Genomic DNA, 17182 nt, shown 5'->3' with positions numbered 1-17182 from the left:
GAGGCATTAGTTTTGGTTACCGCTTGCCAGGTGCGGCTCAGCGGCCGGAAAGAGTCACGTAACCGAAACTGAATCGAGGCTTCGTAACCGAAATTAATGCACCTCAGCACGCGAGCACAAACAGCAGACACCCTCACTCCACCGTCACCGACTTCGCCAGATTCCTAGGCTTATCAATATCCGTCCCCCGCGCCAACGCCGCGTGATAAGCCAGCAATTGCATCGGCACCGTATGCAGAATCGGCGAAAGCGGCCCGTAGTACTCGTTGAGCCGAATCACCTCGATCCCTTCACTCGGCACCAACCCGCAGTCCACATCCGCGAACACAAAAAGCCTGCCATTGCGCGCACTGACTTCATGCATGTTCGACTTGAGCTTCTCGAGCAGCACATCATTCGGCGCCACCGCAATAACCGGCATTTCATGACTGACCAACGCCAGCGGCCCGTGCTTCAACTCTCCGGCGGGATAAGCCTCCGCGTGGATATACGAAATCTCCTTCATCTTCAGCGCGCCTTCGAGCGCGATCGGATAATGCATCCCGCGTCCGAGAAACAGCATGTTGTCGCGTCGCGCGAGCAGCTCCGACCAGCCCATGATCTGCGGCTCCAGCGCGAGCACCTTCGACATCGCATCGGGCAGATGCCGCAGCGCACGCAGATGCGCCTTCTCCTCGTCATCGCTCAACCGCCCACGCACCTGCGCAAGCGCCAGCGTGAGCAGAAACAACGCGACGAGCTGCGTCGTGAACGCCTTCGTCGACGCCACGCCGATCTCGATCCCCGCACGCGTGACGAACTGCAGCGCGCATTCGCGCATCAGCGCACTCGTCGCGACGTTGCAGATCGCGAGCGTATGCATCATCCCGCGCTGCTTCGCGACATGCACGGCGCCGAGCACGTCGGCCGTCTCGCCGCTTTGCGACACCGCGACAACCAGCGTGCGCGGATTCGGCACGCTGTCGCGATAACGAAACTCGCTCGCAATCTCGACACTCGCCGGCAGCTTCGCGAGGCTCTCGATCCAGTACTTCGCGGTCAGCGCCGCGTGATAACTGCCGCCGCACGCGAGCAGCAACACTGAATCGACGTCGTTGAACACGCGCCACGCGCCGTCGCCGAACAGCTCCGGCATGATCGACGCGACGTCGAGCAGCGTATCGGCCACCGCCTGCGGCTGCTCGAAGATTTCCTTCTGCATGTAGTAACGATACGACCCAAGATCGGCCGCGCCGCTGTGCGCCGCCACCCGCTGCACCGCGCGCTCGACGCGCTGGCCGGCCGCATCGACGATCCAGTAGCGATGCAGCTGGATATCGGCGACATCACCGTTCTCCAGATACGCGATGCGATCGGTGATGCCCGACAACGCGATCGCATCCGACGCCAGGAAATTCTCGCCATCGCCGACACCGACAACGAGCGGCATCCCGTCGCGCGCACCGACGATCCGGTGCGGCTCGTCGCGGCACATCACCGCGATCGCGTAGCTGCCGCGCAGTCGTGCAACCGCGCGGCGCACCGCGTCGAACAGGTCGCCGTCGTACAGGTGATCGATCAGGTGCGCGATCGCCTCGCTGTCGGTCTGGCTCGCGAACACGTAGCCGTGCGCCTGCAGCTCCGCGCGCAGTTGATCGCAGTTCTCGATGATCCCGTTGTGGGACAGCGCGATGCGCGCATTGTCGTCGCTCGGCGAGAAGTGCGGATGTGCGTTGAGCGTGACGGGCGCGCCGTGCGTTGCCCAGCGCGTATGCGCGATGCCGGTATAGCCCGACAGCGCGTGCGCGGCGATCTCGCGCTGCAGGTTGGCGACGCGGTCGACGCTGCGCGCGCGTGCCAGCGCGCGGTCGCGATAGACCACGACGCCGCACGAATCGTAGCCGCGGTATTCGAGCCGCTTCAGCCCGTCGACGAGGTTCGGCAGGATGTCCCGCTGGGCAACCGCCCCGACAATTCCACACATATCGCGCTCCGTAAATGTCCTGTATGGACCCGTGACAGCGATGGTAGAGGCGAGTGAATGGAATTAAATTTCAAAATACATCGGTAAATGAAACGAACCGGTGATCGATTATCATGTTGAAATTAAATTTCACACCCTGACCGAAAGGAGCCGCCGATGGCCGGCATCACGCTCGACGATCTCGACCTGCGCATTCTCTCGATCCTGCAGGACGACGCATCGGTGTCGAACCTGCAACTGGCCGAGCGTGCGCTGTCGTCGCCGCCGACCTGCATGCGCCGCGTGCGGCGGCTGACGGAAGCGGGCGTGATCCGCCGTCAGGTGGCGGTGCTCGATCCGGTCGCGATCGGCACGGCGGTGACGGCGTTGATCGAGATCAGCCTCGACCGGCAGACGGCCGAAGACTACGACGCGTTCGAAGCCTACGTGTGTGCGGAGCCGGCGGTCACGCAGTGCTACCGCGTGTCGCCGGGGCCGGACTTCGTGGTGGTGGCCGACCTGGCCGACGTCGCCGAATACGACGCGTTCGCGCGGCGGCTGTTCACCGGCGCATCGAACGTGCGCAACGTGCGGACGTTCTTCTCGACGCATCGCGCGAAGTTCGAGGCGAACGCGCGGGTCACGCATGCGATGCGCAAGCGCGCATAGCGTGAGGTGAACGCGTCATTCGTCTTACGTCACACCGTTGCGCCCGCATCGGCCAGTTGCAGCGGCTTCCCGTATCCGAAGCAATGCGCGGGCTCCGGAAACACGCGGTGCCGCACGTCATGCGCGTACTGGCGGATCGCGTCGCGCATCACCGCATTCGCATCCGCGTAACGCTTCACGAAGCGCGGCGTGTACGCATCGAACGCGCCGATCATGTCCTCGGTCACGAGCACTTGCCCGTCGCACGCGGGCGATGCGCCGATGCCGATCGTCGGGATCGTCAGCGTTCCGGTCAGGTGGCGCGCGAGCGCCTCGGCAGTGCCTTCGATCACGACGCTGAACGCGCCGGCCCGTTCGGCCGCACACGCGGCGTCGAAGACCTGCGCGGCCGAAAGCGGGTCCATCCCCTGCGCGCGAAAGCCGCCCGTCGCGTTGGCCTGCTGCGGCATGAGCCCGACATGCGCCATCACCGGAATGCCGCGCTCGGTCAGGAAGCGGATCGTATCGGTCATCTCGCAGCCGCCTTCGAGCTTCACGGCCTGCGCGCCGGTTTCGGCGAGCAGCCGCGCGGCGGAGCGGTACGCCTGCGCGGGCGATTCCTGGAACGTGGAGAACGGCAGGTCGACGACGACGCACGCCTGCGCGGCGCCGCGCACGACGGCCGCGCCGTGTGCAATCATCATGTCGAGCGTGACGCGCAGCGTATCGGGCATCCCGTACAGCACCATGCCGACGGAGTCGCCGACGATGATCACGTCGGCCACGTCGTCGACGAGTTTTGCCGTTGGCGCGGAATACGCGGTCAGCGACACGAGGGTGCCGATCCCTTTGGTCGAGCGGATCGCGGTGACGGTCTTGCGGGTGGTGCGGGTATGAGCGCTCATGAACGGAAGCCGTGTGAAAGAAGAGCCGCCACGGTAGCATCGCGCTCGTTCGTGCAATGACCTTCGGAGGACGTCTTATGTTGCTGGCAGGACAACCCGGCGACCCACACGCAGTGCCGCCGATGGCGCGCCTGCCGAGGCCGCTGTACGTGCGCGCTTTCGGGATTCCCGGCAACGTGAGCGTCGATGCGCACAGTCATCCGTGGGCCCAGCTAATGTATGCGACGAGCGGCGTGCTCGAGGTGTCGACGCCGTCGGGCCGGCAACTGCTGCCGCCGCACTATGCGATGTGGATTCCGCCGCACGTGCCGCATGCGGTATCGACGCGCGATTGCGTCGCGTTCCACAGCCTGTATCTCGATGCGGCGATCGCACGGAGCGACGTGAACGACGATTGCACGATCCTCTGCATGACGCCGCTGCTGCGCGAGCTGGTGATCGCGACTCGCGAATTGCCGGTGAATTACGACGAGACGGGGCCGGACGGTGCGCTCGTGTGCGTGATCGCGGACCGGATCGCCCGCATGCAGCCCGCGCCGCTCACGGTGCCGCTGCCGCGCGATCCGCGCCTGCTGAAAATCGCGCGCGCATTGCATGCGGCGCCGGGCGATACGCGCAGTCTCGACGAATGGGGCCATCAGGTCGGCGCGACGCGGCGCACGCTGTCGCGGCTGTTCCGGCAGGACACGGGGCTGTCGTTCACCGAATGGCGGCAGGCCGTGCGGCTGCTCGCGTCGCTGCCGCTGCTCGACGCGGGCGAGCCGATCGGCACGGTGGCCGCGCGACTGGGTTACGACTCGACATCGTCGTTCATCGCGCTGTTCCAGGCGAAATTCCGCGTGACGCCCGGCGCGTATGCGAAGCGTGAAGCGCGTCGACCCGTGTTGAGCGCGTGACGCGCGGCATGCGTCAGAACCCGAGCGTCTGCTGCACCGGATGACGCTCGTCGCGCGCGAACCCGGCGCCTTCGAGCGACAACAACGCGCGTTTCCGTTCAATCCCGCCTGCATAACCGGTCAGGCTGCCCGACGCGCCGATCACGCGATGGCACGGCACCATGATCGACACCGGGTTGCGGCCGACCGCGCCGCCGACGGCACGCGCGGCACTCATCGGCAGCCCGACGCGTTCGGTGATGTCGCCGTACGACACGAGCTCGCCGAACGGAATCGCGAGCAGTTCCTTCCACACGCTGCGCTGAAACGCGGTGCCGCGCAGATGAATCGGCACCGAGAAGGTTTCGCGCGTGCCGGTGAAATAGTCGGCGACTTCTTCGGCAACCTTGCGCGCGAGCGGCGGCACATTGCGCGCGTCCGCATCCGGCGCGATTGCCAGCGACGGATAGTATTTCTGGCCGACGAAGAACAGGCCCGTCAGCGCATCGTCCTCGATACGAATGGCGATGTCGCCCAGCGGGCTCGGAATCAGATGAGCGAGAGTCATCGCGAAAGTTCTCCTATGACTGTCCGGCCGGCGGCATCACAAACAGGCGCTCATCCCACACCACGGGTTGCGGCTCGTTCACGACGATTCGCGCGGCGTCGGGATGCGCGGGATTCACCAGCACGTTGGACTCCGCTCGGACGACAACGGAAGGCACGACCAGGAGCGCGGTGCGGGATTCGGTCAGCCATGCGTCACCGAACCGACGCGCCTCCTGCAGCGCAGCCGCATTCCATCCAACCGGCAATGTATCAGCCGTATGGCGTTCAACGGGAACATCGTCGGGAACCGTTGCTTCGACCCATCCGTGCGTCTTCGGCACCTTGCCGATGCGCGCGTGCACGAGCACCTCGAGCATCGCGCCTGCGAAGGTCGACGCCGCATAGATGACCGGGCGGCCTGGACTATTGAAGCGGCCGCCGACCAGCATCGCGCCGGTCCCGCTCCAGATCGCGTGTCGCGTGTCGGCAATGCGGAACAGCTTCATGCCGGCAGCCCATAGAACAGTTTCCAGAGCAGCTCTTCGACCCGGCGCGCACCGAGCTCGGTCAGCGCGACGTCGAGCGGCGCGCGCCCCTCGAGTTCCGGATGCGGTGTCGACAGGAATTCCCGCGCGTCCTCTTCGTCATTCCAGACGTAGGTGGTCGTCGCAACGATCCGGGCCAGGCGCTCGGTCTTCTCCGATTCGTCTTGCGTCAGTCGATCGCGGCGGCGCTTATAGGTCGCCTCGGGGATGATGCGGGCGAGGAGCGCACGTCGAGCGTCGGCACCTTGCGTCGCATGTTCGACGCCCGCGCGCAGAGCGGACTTCGGCAGGCCGTCCCGCACAAGCGCCTCGAGCTCGGCCAGCGTATGCGGGAGGGGTTGCAGCCCCATGACCGCGGCCACCGCTTCAGGGGTAACGAGTGACATGGCGATTCCCGATAAGGTATCAAATGATACTTAATTATAGGCCAGATGATACCGAACGCGCTACGCGCATGCGACGACTGTCAACCATCGTCGTCGCCGATTCTGGCTGGAATCGGACCTGTGTATCGGGCGCACGGGTTCGCGTCATGCCCCCGTTTTGCCTGCGGGAAAATTCCGGAAAAACGGTTAATGCCAATCTGCGAAACAGTCGTCTCTTTTTGCGCGGCCAAATTCGAGATGACTCATCGAAATCCCCGACTGACACGGCACCGGCCCACGCCCTATTCTTTGAAAAACGTTTTCCACGACTCGACGGGCAATCGGCCGCGCCACCAAAGGGGCGGGCCGCCGCCCGTCCCGGCGCCCGTCGCCGGTCACGGACAGGCAATAACTTGCGGCGCGACGGGCGCGGCCGCGCATCGGAGACACTCATGCAATCTGCCGTCGTCGGCGCGGTGCGCGCCGCCGCCAGCCGCTACCGCTGGACCGTCTGTGCGCTGCTGTTCTTCGCGACCGTCATCAACTATATGGATCGCCAGATCCTCGGCCTGCTCGCGCCGATGCTCCAGCACGACATCGGCTGGAGCCAGGTGCAGTACGGCCGCATCGTGATGGCGTTTTCGGCGTTCTATGCGATCGGCCTGCTTTGCTTCGGTCGCATCGTCGACTGGCTCGGCACGCGCATCTCGTATGCGGTCGCGATGCTGGTGTGGAGCATCGCGGCGATGCTGCACGCGATGGTCGGCTCGGTGATGGGCTTCGCGGCCGTGCGCGCGTTGCTCGGGATCGGCGAGGGCGGCAACTTCCCGGCCGCGATCAAGACCACGGCCGAATGGTTTCCGCGCCGCGAACGCGCGCTCGCAACCGGCATCTTCAACTCCGGCGCGAACATCGGCGCGGTGTTCGCGCCCGCGATCATCCCGGCGATCGCGGTGGCCTACGGGTGGCGCGCGGCGTTCGTGATCGTCGGCGCGATCGGCATCGTGTGGCTCGCGGTGTGGCTGGTGCTCTATCGCACGGCCGACACGCGCGCGCTCGCCGACGCATACGACGAGCCGCGCGACGAAGCCGAAGCGCTCGACGCGGCGAACGTGAACGCCGGCGCGCCGCGCTGGGGCGAGCTGATCCGCAAGCGCGAGACGTGGGCGTTCCTGATCGGCAAGTTCCTGACCGACCCGGTGTGGTGGTTCTATCTGTTCTGGCTGCCGAAGTGGCTCAACGAGTCGCGCGGGATGGACATGCAGCATATCGGCCTGCCGCTCGTGTGCATCTATGCGCTGACGACGGTCGGCAGCATCGGCGGCGGCTGGCTGTCGTCGGCGTTGCTGCGCGCGGGCTGGAGCGTGAACGGCGCGCGCAAGACGGCGATGCTGATCTGCGCATGCTGCGTGCTGCCGATCGCGTTCGTGTCGCAGGTGCAGAACCTGTGGATCGCGGTGCTGATCGTCGGTCTTGCCGCGGCCGCGCACCAGGGCTGGTCGGCGAACCTGTTCACGACGGCGTCCGACCTGTTCCCGCGCCGTGCGGTCGCGTCGGTGGTCGGCATCGGCGGGATGGCCGGCTCGATCGGCGGCGTGCTGTTCTCGGAAGTGATCGGCCAGGTGCTGCAACGCACGGGCCACTACTGGGTGCTGTTCGCGATCGGCGCGCTGGCCTACCTGCTCGCGCTGGCGGTCATGCACGTGCTCACGCCGAAGATGAAGCCCGCGAAGCTCGACGCGTGATGACGTGTCGGCAAACGAACGCGCCGCCCGGAGGCGGCGCGTTTTCATGTGCGGGGCGCGCAAGCGCTGGGTGTCGCGGAGGGCGCTTGCGTCAGCCGACCGCGGCGGTCGATGCGCGCATGATCAGCCGCGGCTCGAACGTCGAATAGCTTGCGTCGGTGCGCCCGGCGAGCGCGTCGATCAGCTTCTGCATCGCGAGCTCGCCCATGTTCTCGCTCTGGATGTCGATGGTGGTCAGCGCGGGCGCCGCGTATTCGCCGTACGGCACGTTGTCGACGCCGGCGATCGACACGTCCCGCGGCAGCTGGAAGCCGAGCGACGCAGCTTCCTTCATGAAGCCGAGCGCGATCAGGTCGTTGTAGCAGATCACGGCCTGCGGACGCTGCGGCCCGAGCATCACGCGCGAGCACGCGCGCTCGCCGGCCTCGGCGGTCGGCGCGTGCGCATCGTGCACGTCGAGCGTGAGGCCCGCCTCGGCGAGACAGTCGCGCGCGCCCTGGATCCGTTCGTCGTTCACGCGCGCCGGCCCGAAGCCGAGGTACGCGATGCGCGTATGGCCGAGATTGAGCAGGTGGCGCGCGAGCATGTAGGTGGCGAGCCGGTTGTCGATGCCGACGCTCGGAATCGGCAGGCCGGGGCTGCGCCGCAGCAGCACGAGCGGCTTGTGCAGGTCGAGCATCCAGCCGGCTTCCTCGTCGGGCATTCGCGTGCTGACGATCAGCCCGTCGACGCGCTGCGCGAGCGCCTCGATCAGCGAGCGTTCGCGCGCCTGATTCTCTTCGGTATCGACGAGCAGCAGCGTGTAGTCATGCTGGAGCGCGACGCGGTTCGCGCCTTTGACGACGTTCGTGAAGTACGGGTTGCTGATGTCGAGGATCACGACGCCGATGGTGCGCGTGCGTCCGGTGATCATCGAGCGCGCGAGCGGGTTCGAACGATAGCCGAGCCGCTCGATCGCTTCCTTGAGCCGCGCCTCGACGGCCGGCGAAAAGCGCTGCGTGCCGTTCACGTACTTGGATACCGTCGCGACCGACACGCCGGCTTCCGCCGCTACGTCGCGGATCGTCGGGGAAACTTTTTTCATGAAGAGGGTAACGTTTTCGTTCCGTTGCCCGGGATTGTGGCAGAAAAAGCCGGCGTCCGACCGCCGGCCGATATCGGGAAAGTGCGGATGGCCGCGGGCGAGTTCAAGCATTGACGGTCGGCTTTTGTCCCGCGTATAGTGGAAAACGTTTTCCGCTTTCGGTCACTTCCCCGATTTCGGGCAACTTCCCGGACACCCTTCAGGACAGATTCAAGGAGACTCGATGAACGCCTCATCCACCGGCGCACGCAAGCCGTTCGGGCGCCTGCTGCTGACCGGCGCGGCCGGCAACCTCGGCCGCCAGGTGCGCGGCGCGCTGGCGAACTGGGCCGACGTCGTGCGCGTGAGCGACATCGCCGCGCTGGACGACGCGGCCCCGCACGAAGAAACCCGGGTCGTCGACCTGGCCGATCGGCCGGCGGTGATGGAGCTCGTCGACGGCGTCGACGCGATCGTCCATCTCGGCGGCATTTCGGTCGATGCGCCGTTCGACGATCTCGTCGATGCGAACATCACCGGCACGTACAACCTGTACGAAGCCGCGCGCAAGCATGGCGTGAAGCGGATCGTGTTCGCGAGCTCGAACCATGCGATCGGTTTCCATCCGGTCACGGAAGTGCTCGATGCCGATTCGCCGCTGCGCCCGGACAGTCTCTATGGCGTGACCAAGTGCTTCGGCGAGTCGCTGTCGCGCTACTACTTCGACCGCTTCGGGATCGAGACGGTGTGCCTGCGGATCGGCTCGTCGTTCGAGGCGCCGAAGAACCCGCGCATGCTCGTGACGTTCCTCAGCTATCGCGACTTCATCGAGCTCGTGCGCTGCTCGCTGCTGACGAACCGCGTCGGGCATGCGATCGTCTACGGCGTGTCCGACAACCCGGTGAAGTGGTGGGACAACACGAAGGCCGGCTTCCTTGGCTTCCAGCCGCAGGACAGCTCCGCGCAGTTCGCGGGGCTGTTCCCGCTCACCGCGCCAACCGCCGAGTACGACGATCCCGCGCAGCGCTACCAGGGCGGCGGGTTCGTCGTCGGCGAGCCGATGGAGCGCAACGCGAAGTAAGCGCCGCGCACGGCGTGGATCAGCGCAGGATGTCGGTCGCCTTGTGCCGTTCATCCACGCCGTCGATCAGGATCAACGGGCCGCTCGCGTGCCGCGCGCGCAGCGGCTGGATCTGCTGGTACGCGTCCGATTCGTACCATGCGCGGGCGGTGTCGAGATCGGGAAACGCGATCGCGATCAGGTCGCCGCGCCACACGCCTTCGCGCACGTCGGGCCGCGCGCCGTGAATGACGAAATGGCCGTCGAACGGCGCGAGCGTGCCGTCGATGCGCTCGAGGTAGTCGACGATGTCGTCGCACATGTGAACGTCGTGCAGGTGGGCGATGGCGTAGGCGGTCATGGCGGGCTCCGTGGCGTCGATGCGATGCGTCGATCGATTCGTTGATCGATGCGGCCATGATCGGTGCGCGGGCGGCGCGCGTCGATTACCTGCGACGTAAGCAAATCCAACTCGCCGAGCGCGATGCCGGCCGAGCGCGTCATGCGTGCTTGCGCTTCGGCCGCGGGAGCGCGCAGTGCCAGACGCGGCGCTACCGCAAGTGGATGGCAGGGCGGCCGGCGCGTTAGGCGCGAGGGCGATGCGGCTCAGACCGGATACGCATCGTCGACCTTCAGGTTCGCGAGCCGGAACAGCGTGCGCAGCGTCTGCGGATGAATGTCGCGGCGCGCGGCGAGCGACGTCAGCATGAAGTCGAGCACCTTCGCGTAACGCAGCAGCACGAGGCAGCGCGCGAGGTCCGCGTTGCCGCCGCGCATGCCTTCGGCGAAGTGGACCATCTGGGTCGACAGCGAGCGCGCCATCTCGAGTTCCATCTGCTGTTTTTCGGTCCATTCGGGCTGCGGCTGTTCGAGCAGTTTCGCGAGAAAGAGCTGGAACGACGTATCGGATGAGTTGGGCAGCGCATCCATGGGGAGCCTCGTTGCTTGCGTGGATCGTTCGGGCGTATCCGGTGGACGGATCCCGATCCGGTTCATGTCCGCGTCGACCGGTGACGCGGGTGTCACTGCAAGCGGATGCAGGTTTCGTACCAGCGGCGCGATCCGATTGTTGAGCAATGTTGACGCGGGGCGCGGCCGCGGTCATCGCGTCCCGCCGGTGCTGGCTTGCGTGGAAAATCGACGAAGGGGTTCATACGCCGCGCGCGGTCACGATCGACCGCGCATCGGGGCCCGGACGGATGAAATGCTTCAGCGATGTAACGTAACGCGGCGTTGAAACCGGTTGCGTGTTTCGGTCGACGGATTGCCGGCATGGCGCGACGCCTGTGTGTTGGCGACGTCCCGCGGCCTCGGGCGGCTGCGCGACGTGCGCCGCGACCACGTCCGCCGCACCGTCGAATGCCGCGACACCTGCGCCGGATGTTTCATATCCGAGACGTTTTCGCGCGCGGCGATCCGGATGCGTAGGCAACGGACCTCGCCCGCGCGCTCCAACTGGCCCTGCGAATAACCGGACAACTGTCCATGGGCAGCCGCGCCGTGTTTGCGAACAATCTCCACATCATCCCTGCGAGGTTCGACATGAGCGTCCACGCCTTCTTCTCGGCCAACCTGCTGCTCGCCTACACGGCTTATTTCATCGGCACGGCCAGCCCCGGCCCGAGCAATCTCGCGATCATGTCGGTCGCCGCGAACCATGGCCGCAAGGCGGCGCTCGCGTTCGCGCTGGGCGTCATCTCGGGATCGATGTTCTGGGCGACGGTGGCCGCGCTGGGCGTGTCGGCGGCGCTGCTCGCATGGTCGAAGCTGCTGGTCGCGATCAAGCTGTTCGGCGGCGTGTATCTGCTGTGGCTCGCGTTCAAGTCGGGCCGCACCGCGTGGTCGGCCAGGGCGGCCGACACGCTGAAGGCGGCGCCCGAGCAGAAGCTGTCGCGCCTCTACGCGCGCGGCGCGATGCTGCACCTGACGAATCCGAAAGCCATCCTGGTGTGGGTATCGATCGTCGCGCTGTCGTCGAACGGCGCGGGCGCGTCGCACGGCGCCGTCGTGCCGGGCTGCATCGCGATCGGATGCGTGGTGTTCGGCGGCTATGCGCTGGTGTTCTCGACGGACGGCGCGCGCCGGCTGTACGTGCGCGGCCGGCGCGCGATGGAAGCGTGTCTCGCGGTGGTGTTCGGCGTGGCGGGAGTCCGCTTGCTGGCGTCGAACGTATAGAGGGCGGCGCGTCGCGAAACGGCGGCGCGTGCATCGGCGCGTCGGCGTTCCCGGTCCGCGCGTGGCGCGCACGCGCAAAAAAGCCGCTGCACCGGCGCGGGCAGCGGCTCGTTCCGGGCATCGCGCTTCAGAAAATGAAGCCGGTGTTGATGAACTTCGAGTGGTGATCCGACACGATCGAGTCGAGCAGTTGCTTGCTGCCCTCGGTCTGCTTGGCCGCGACCATCGAGCGAATCGAGAACGCGCGCAGCGCATCGGTCACCGACAGCGTGCCTTCCGCCGAGTCCTTGCGGCCCGCGAACGGGAACACGTCCGGCCCGCGCTGGCACTGACAGTTGATGTTCACACGGCAGACCTGGTTCACGAGCGGATCGACGAGCGCGCCGATCTGCGCCGGATCGGAACCGAAGATGCTGACCTGCTGGCCGTGGTCCGACGTCGTCACGTAGTCGAGCGCGGTTTCCACGTCGTCGAACGTCGCGACCGGAATGATCGGCCCGAACTGCTCCTCGCGATACAGCTTCATGCCTTCGGACACCGGATACACGACGGCCGGGTAGAACAGCGTCTTGCTGAACTCGCCGCCCGAGTGGTTGACGACCTGCGCGCCCTTGGCCTTCGCGTCGTCGATCGCGTCGGTCATGTACGCGGTGCGATGCATGCCCGGCAGCGGCGTGATGCTGACGCCTTTCTCCCACGGCATGCCGATTTTCAGCTGTTCGAGCGCGGCGGTGAAGCGCTCCAGGAACGCGTCGACGATCGAGCGATGCACGAGCAGCATCTTCAGCGCGGTACAGCGCTGGCCGTTGAACGACAGCGCGCCGAGCAGGCACTCTTTCACGGTGAGGTCGAGATCGGCGTCGGGCAGCACGATCGCCGCGTTCTTCGCGTCGAGGCCGAGGATCGCGCGCAGCCGGTGCGACTTCGGATGCTGCTTCTTCAGGTGATCGGCGACCTTGCTCGACCCGATCAGCGCGAGCACGTTGATCTTGCCCGACGCGAGCATGTGCGGCACGACCACCGCGCCCGGCGCGTAGATCGTATTGATCACGCCTTTCGGGAACGCGTCGCGGAACGCCTCGAGCAGCGGCTCGAACAGCAGCGTGCCGTACTGAGGCGGCTTGAACACCACGGTGTTGCCCATCAGCAGCGCGGGGATCAGCGTCGCGAAGGTTTCGTTCAGCGGATAGTTGTACGGCCCCATGCACAGCACGACGCCGAGCGGCGTGCGGCGGATCTGGCCGATCGTGCCTTCCGCGATCACGAAGCGCGAGTTCGCGTTGTCGAGCTCCTTCAGCGCGTCGATCGTCTGCGTCATGTACGTGACGGTGCGGTCGAACTCCTTCTGCGAATCGGCGAGGCTCTTGCCAATCTCCCACATGATCAGGTTCACGACCAGCTCGCGCTGCGCGACCATCCGCTTGATGAAGTCCTGCATGCACGCGATGCGCTGCTCGACCTTCATCGTCGGCCACTCGCCGCGGCCCGAGTCGTACGCGCGCACCGCGGCGTCGAGCGCCGCGTCGCTTTCCGTCTCGCCCATCACCGGATAGCTGCCGATCTCCATCTGCGCGACGCTGCCGTCCGGCTGGCGCACGCACACGGGCGACAGCACGGTCTTGGTCGTGCCGTCCCACGGGCGTAACTCGCCGTCGACCAGCGAGACGCGCTGGTGGATCGGGGCGGCGAGCCGGAACTCGGCGGGGATGTCTTGATAGGCGGGAAACAGCTGCTGCAGGGAGGCGGAATCGGGCATGACGGTCTCGTTTGACAGGTGTCCGGAAAGGACGGGCGATGCGGAATCCTGAGCTGAATGATCCTCGATCCTTGAATCGGCATGATGACGCGCGCACGACGTGACGTCACGCGGCGTCACGCGACGGCATGGCCGAAACACGGATTGGAACCAGTTCCATTAAAAAGGAACGCCGATCCGATTGCAAGATTTACCGAACGCGATCGTTCGGTGCGTAAGCGTTTTGTAGGATTGTTTCCAAATGCCGGAAATAAGCCGCTCGATGCGTGCGCAAACGTTTCACGACGGCTGGTTTGGGCGGATAATGGCCACGCGCGGCATAGAAAAAATTGCCCCGGGACCTGAGAGAAAACATACGCAGTGAAGAAATGAGAGAAGGTGCCGCCGCGCTGCCGAAGCGAGGTCGGCTGCCCGGAGCGCCGGGTCGGGGTTGCCCGCCCGGCGCGCACCGGACCTGTCGCGGTGCGCCGCGATCACTCGACGTCTTCGTCATCCTCCGCATCGAGATCGTCTTCCTCCCCGTCCCGCCCCGGCGCCGCATACGCGCTCGCCTGTTCCAGCAACCACGCACGAAACGACTCCAGCGGCTTGCTGTGGCTGAGCTCCGTCGGATACACGAGGTAGTACGCCGAATCGCCGACCGTCGCCGCGTCGCACGGCACGACGAGGCCGAGCTGCTGCAACTGTTCCTCGACGAAGAACTTCGGCACGAGCGCGATCCCGAGCCCGGCCGCGGCCGCGCTGATTAGCATCGTGTGGAGTTCGTAGCGCACACCCTGCATCGTGCGGATGTCCTCGACGCCGTGCGTTTCGAACCATTGCGCCCATGCGCCGGGGCGCGTCGTCGAGTGCAGCAGCGGATACGCGAGCAGATCCTCCACGCGTTCGACCGGCCCGTCGAGCAGCGCGGGCGCGCAGATCGGCACGACTTCCTCGCCGAACAGATAGTCGGACGACGTGCCCGGCCAGGTCGGCTTGCCGTAATGGATCGCGGCTTCGAAGTGCGTGTCCTCGAACGAGAACAGGTCGGTGCGGCTGCCCATGTTCACGCGCACGTCCGGCGTGCGGTCGTAGAAGCTCTTGATGCGCGGGATCAGCCAGTGCGACGCGAAGGTGGGCAGCACGGCAAGCTCCAGGTAGCCGCCGCCGCTGCCGTGCGCGATGATCGACAGCGTGTCGCGATCGAGCGCCTCCAGCGCGCGCCGCACCTGCGTGCCGTACAGCTTGCCGGCGCGCGTGAGCACGACGCGCTGCTTCACGCGTGCGAACAGTCGCACGCCGAGGCTCGCTTCGAGCGTCGCGATCTGCCGCGATACCGCGCTTTCGGTCAGGAACAGCTCCTTCGCCGCGTGCGTGAAGCTTTCGTGGCGCGCCGCGGCTTCGAAAGCCACGAGCGCACCCATGTTGGGGATCTTGAATTTGCGCATGATTTTGTCTGACGAAGGAACCCGCCCGAAGCGGGCCGGCGGACGAGGGCGGGAACCGTGAATAATTCCAAAAACTCATCACGTGTCAATTTAATCTCGCTTTACGCCCGGCTGCAACCCTTTGAATAATGCATCCCACGCAAGGTCAGGCGCCCGATGGGCAGCCGGCCAGCCGAGATGCCGGCACGTTTGCCGGTGGTCCCCCGACACGAGAATCCTGATGCGCAATCCGAATATCGAGAGCCTGCTGACGAAGCTGCTGGGACAGGCGAAGACCGACGCCCTGTTCGCGACCCTGAACATGCCGGCCATCCTCGACGAATGGGAAACCGACGTCGTCACGCGCGCGGAAATCGCGCAGGCGATGAACATGGCGCTGTTCGAAGGGCTGCTCGAACGTTCGGCGAACGGTCGCGCGTATACGGCCGAGGCAATCGAAAACGGCGGCTCGGTCTACTTCGACCACGGCGCGCTGCGCACGGTGCGCTGGCCGCACACGGGCGCGCTGCCGCCGGGCGAAGCCGCGTTCACGCGGATCCTGCGTCCGCTCGGCTTCCGCCTGAACGGCCGTTATCCGCTCGACAAGCTCGGCATGACCGGCCGCGCCTACGCCCATGAAGACGCGCCGGACGAGATCGCGCAGTTCTTCGTCAGCGAACTGCATCCGGAGCGTTTCTCGAAGGAATTCCAGCAGGCCGTGACGAACGTCGTGAGCTCGTCGCGCGATCCGCTGTCGCCGGCGGCCGTCGCGTTGCTGTGGGAGATCGAGCGCGAAGGCTGGCTGTCGCTCGACGCCGCGCATGCGCTGCTGCCCGAGATCGTCGGCGCGTTCGCGCGCCAGCACGACCTGCCGAACGAACTCGACTACGAGACGCTGCTGCTCGAATCGGCCGAGATGGCATGGATCGCGACCGAAGGCAACGCGTTCAACCATGCGACCGATCGCGTGACCGACGTGTTCAAGCTGTCCGACGACGAGAAGGCGAAGGGCCGGCCGATGAAGCCGGAGGTCGAGCGCTCGCGTTCGGGCCGCGTGTTCCAGACCGCGTACCGCGCGGACATCGTCGAGCGCGAGTTCCGCACGCGCGACGGCGGCACGGTGAAGCGCAACGTGCCGGGCTCGTTCTATGAATTCATCACGCGCCGTCGCACGTTCGACCAGGCGGCGCGGCGCTGGGTGACGGACCTGCGTTTCGATGCGGGCAACGCGCAGGGCATCTTCAAGATGACGGCGAACGCGGCGAAGTAAGCGCGACGCACGCAAGACAAACGGGCCGGCGGCTGATGACAGCCGCCGGCCCGTTTGCATTGCATGAGCGCCTCGCGCGTCAGAACAGATGCGTGACCAGGTAGAACAGCACCAGCACGCCGATCGGTACGCCCAAGAGCCATGCGATCAGATACTTGCCCATGTCGTTATCCTCCGCGTGGCCGCGACGCGGGACGCGTCGCGGCGGTGTGAGGAGACTGACGCGTTACAGCTCGCGATCGAACTCCTTCATTTGCTTCTCGGCTTCGTCGCGCGCGATCCCATAACGCTCCTGGATCTTGCCGACCACATACTCGCGATTGCCTTCGGCGACGGCCAGGTCGTCGTCGGTCAGCTTGCCCCACTTGGTCTTCAGCTTGCCGGTCAACTGCTTCCATTGACCTTTGATCTTGTCTTCGTTCATGGTGTGCTCCTTGTCGTAAAGGGAGAAAAGTGCGGCGCTAGGCCGCGTGACACCTCAGGCTTTCGCCTTCAGGCCGGATGCGTTGACGTGCTTCACGCCCTTCACCGAGCGTGTCACGGCGATGGCTTTCTTTACCGCGACCTTCGAGTGCAGCACGCCCGTCAGCGTGACGACACCGTCGACCGTCTTCACGCTGATATGCGTGCTCTTCACCCCATCGGTGGTCGCGAGTTCGCTCTTCACCTTGGTCGTGATCCATGTATCGGTCACGGGCTGGTCCGATTCGGCCGTCATGGCTTTGTCGGCCGACGACGCCTGTGCGTGCGCGTTCGTGAGCGGTGCGGCAGCGAGCAGGAAGGCCGCGCTGACGGCGAGCAGCGTCGAAAGGTGCGAGGTCTTGTTCATTGATGTTCTCCTTCGATTGGCGTGGGTGAATGAATGTGAATGGGGATCG

Annotated in this window: 19 protein-coding genes; 6 read left to right on the top strand and 13 right to left on the bottom strand. The window is 65.8% G+C overall.

Features of this window, described 5'->3' with window-relative positions:
• Positions 1 to 133 precede the first annotated feature (133 nt).
• Entirely contained in the window at positions 134 to 1963 is a 1830-nt protein-coding gene (gene glmS, locus ACVK00_RS03885; protein ID WP_284898202.1) for a glutamine--fructose-6-phosphate transaminase (isomerizing), read from the bottom strand.
• Positions 1964 to 2119: 156 nt separating this feature from the next.
• On the opposite strand from glmS, the gene ACVK00_RS03880 reads away from it, so the two are divergent.
• Positions 2120 to 2611, top strand: coding sequence for an Lrp/AsnC family transcriptional regulator (locus ACVK00_RS03880; protein WP_284898204.1), 492 nt, complete (start codon positions 2120 to 2122; stop codon positions 2609 to 2611).
• A gap of 29 nt (positions 2612 to 2640) precedes the next feature.
• On the opposite strand, the gene panB is transcribed toward ACVK00_RS03880, so the two are convergent.
• The gene (gene panB / locus ACVK00_RS03875; RefSeq protein WP_284898206.1) at positions 2641 to 3495 is read right to left on the bottom strand and encodes a 3-methyl-2-oxobutanoate hydroxymethyltransferase; all 855 of its coding nucleotides are present in this window, start codon (positions 3493 to 3495) and stop codon (positions 2641 to 2643) included.
• A gap of 77 nt (positions 3496 to 3572) precedes the next feature.
• On the opposite strand from panB, the gene ACVK00_RS03870 reads away from it, so the two are divergent.
• Positions 3573 to 4391 (top strand): AraC family transcriptional regulator, encoded by an 819-nt coding sequence (locus ACVK00_RS03870; RefSeq protein WP_284898208.1) that lies wholly within the window; start codon positions 3573 to 3575, stop codon positions 4389 to 4391.
• A gap of 13 nt (positions 4392 to 4404) precedes the next feature.
• Here ACVK00_RS03870 and ACVK00_RS03865 read toward each other — a convergent pair whose 3' ends face one another.
• The 3 genes from ACVK00_RS03865 to ACVK00_RS03855 are packed head-to-tail and all read right to left on the bottom strand — an operon-like array spanning position 4405 to position 5850.
• Positions 4405 to 4938: a methylated-DNA--[protein]-cysteine S-methyltransferase gene (locus ACVK00_RS03865; protein WP_284898210.1), complete on the bottom strand. Its 534-nt coding sequence runs from the start codon at positions 4936 to 4938 to the stop codon at positions 4405 to 4407.
• Between the two features lie 13 nt (positions 4939 to 4951).
• Positions 4952 to 5425: an RES family NAD+ phosphorylase gene (locus ACVK00_RS03860; protein WP_165752432.1), complete on the bottom strand. Its 474-nt coding sequence runs from the start codon at positions 5423 to 5425 to the stop codon at positions 4952 to 4954.
• Positions 5422 to 5850 carry an antitoxin Xre/MbcA/ParS toxin-binding domain-containing protein gene (locus ACVK00_RS03855; RefSeq protein WP_228908909.1) on the bottom strand — a complete coding sequence of 143 codons (429 nt, stop codon included), beginning with the start codon at positions 5848 to 5850 and terminating at the stop codon, positions 5422 to 5424. Before ACVK00_RS03855 ends, ACVK00_RS03860 begins: the two co-directional genes overlap by 4 nt.
• A 431-nt stretch (positions 5851 to 6281) precedes the next feature.
• Between ACVK00_RS03855 and ACVK00_RS03850 the strand changes: the two genes are divergently transcribed.
• Positions 6282 to 7574, top strand: coding sequence for an MFS transporter (locus tag ACVK00_RS03850; protein WP_006756967.1), 1293 nt, complete (start codon positions 6282 to 6284; stop codon positions 7572 to 7574).
• Positions 7575 to 7665: 91 nt separating this feature from the next.
• Here ACVK00_RS03850 and ACVK00_RS03845 read toward each other — a convergent pair whose 3' ends face one another.
• Positions 7666 to 8769, bottom strand: coding sequence for a LacI family DNA-binding transcriptional regulator (locus ACVK00_RS03845; RefSeq protein WP_284898214.1), 1104 nt, complete (start codon positions 8767 to 8769; stop codon positions 7666 to 7668).
• A gap of 112 nt (positions 8770 to 8881) precedes the next feature.
• On the opposite strand from ACVK00_RS03845, the gene ACVK00_RS03840 reads away from it, so the two are divergent.
• A complete protein-coding gene (locus ACVK00_RS03840; protein WP_228908911.1) occupies positions 8882 to 9718 on the top strand; it encodes an NAD-dependent epimerase/dehydratase family protein in 837 nt (278 codons plus the stop codon).
• Between the two features lie 19 nt (positions 9719 to 9737).
• Here the strand turns inward: ACVK00_RS03840 and ACVK00_RS03835 are convergent, their stop codons facing one another.
• The 3 genes from ACVK00_RS03835 to ACVK00_RS03825 all read right to left on the bottom strand — a co-directional run bounded on the left by ACVK00_RS03835 (position 9738) and on the right by ACVK00_RS03825 (position 11251).
• Entirely contained in the window at positions 9738 to 10058 is a 321-nt protein-coding gene (locus ACVK00_RS03835) for a DUF1330 domain-containing protein (RefSeq protein ID WP_284898216.1), read from the bottom strand.
• A gap of 245 nt (positions 10059 to 10303) precedes the next feature.
• Positions 10304 to 10627 carry a hypothetical protein gene (locus ACVK00_RS03830; protein WP_006756972.1) on the bottom strand — a complete coding sequence of 108 codons (324 nt, stop codon included), beginning with the start codon at positions 10625 to 10627 and terminating at the stop codon, positions 10304 to 10306.
• A 279-nt stretch (positions 10628 to 10906) separates the two neighbouring features.
• The gene (locus ACVK00_RS03825) at positions 10907 to 11251 is read right to left on the bottom strand and encodes a hypothetical protein (protein ID WP_284898219.1); all 345 of its coding nucleotides are present in this window, start codon (positions 11249 to 11251) and stop codon (positions 10907 to 10909) included.
• Here ACVK00_RS03825 and ACVK00_RS03820 point away from each other — a divergent pair.
• Complete coding sequence (locus ACVK00_RS03820) at positions 11240 to 11872, top strand: LysE family translocator (protein ID WP_228908914.1); 633 nt, start codon at positions 11240 to 11242, stop codon at positions 11870 to 11872. The two genes, ACVK00_RS03825 and ACVK00_RS03820, sit on opposite strands and share 12 nt — an antisense overlap.
• Positions 11873 to 11999: 127 nt before the next feature.
• Here the strand turns inward: ACVK00_RS03820 and ACVK00_RS03815 are convergent, their stop codons facing one another.
• Positions 12000 to 13628 carry an NADP-dependent glyceraldehyde-3-phosphate dehydrogenase gene (locus ACVK00_RS03815; protein ID WP_284898221.1) on the bottom strand — a complete coding sequence of 543 codons (1629 nt, stop codon included), beginning with the start codon at positions 13626 to 13628 and terminating at the stop codon, positions 12000 to 12002.
• Positions 13629 to 14101: 473 nt separating this feature from the next.
• Complete coding sequence (locus tag ACVK00_RS03810; protein WP_284898223.1) at positions 14102 to 15055, bottom strand: LysR family transcriptional regulator; 954 nt, start codon at positions 15053 to 15055, stop codon at positions 14102 to 14104.
• Positions 15056 to 15275: 220 nt separating this feature from the next.
• Here ACVK00_RS03810 and ACVK00_RS03805 point away from each other — a divergent pair, with 220 nt between their 5' ends.
• The gene (locus tag ACVK00_RS03805; RefSeq protein WP_175794355.1) at positions 15276 to 16304 is read left to right on the top strand and encodes a DUF1338 domain-containing protein; all 1029 of its coding nucleotides are present in this window, start codon (positions 15276 to 15278) and stop codon (positions 16302 to 16304) included.
• Positions 16305 to 16530: 226 nt separating this feature from the next.
• On the opposite strand, the gene ACVK00_RS03800 is transcribed toward ACVK00_RS03805, so the two are convergent.
• The gene (locus tag ACVK00_RS03800) at positions 16531 to 16728 is read right to left on the bottom strand and encodes a CsbD family protein (protein WP_228908917.1); all 198 of its coding nucleotides are present in this window, start codon (positions 16726 to 16728) and stop codon (positions 16531 to 16533) included.
• 54 nt (positions 16729 to 16782) lie between these two features.
• Entirely contained in the window at positions 16783 to 17133 is a 351-nt protein-coding gene (locus tag ACVK00_RS03795) for a BON domain-containing protein (protein ID WP_228908918.1), read from the bottom strand.
• Positions 17134 to 17182 lie beyond the last annotated feature (49 nt).

The organism is Burkholderia sp. PvR073, assembly GCF_054055695.1.
The sequence above is the reverse complement of the archived record's forward strand: the minus strand, read 5'-3'. Positions and strand labels throughout refer to the sequence as shown.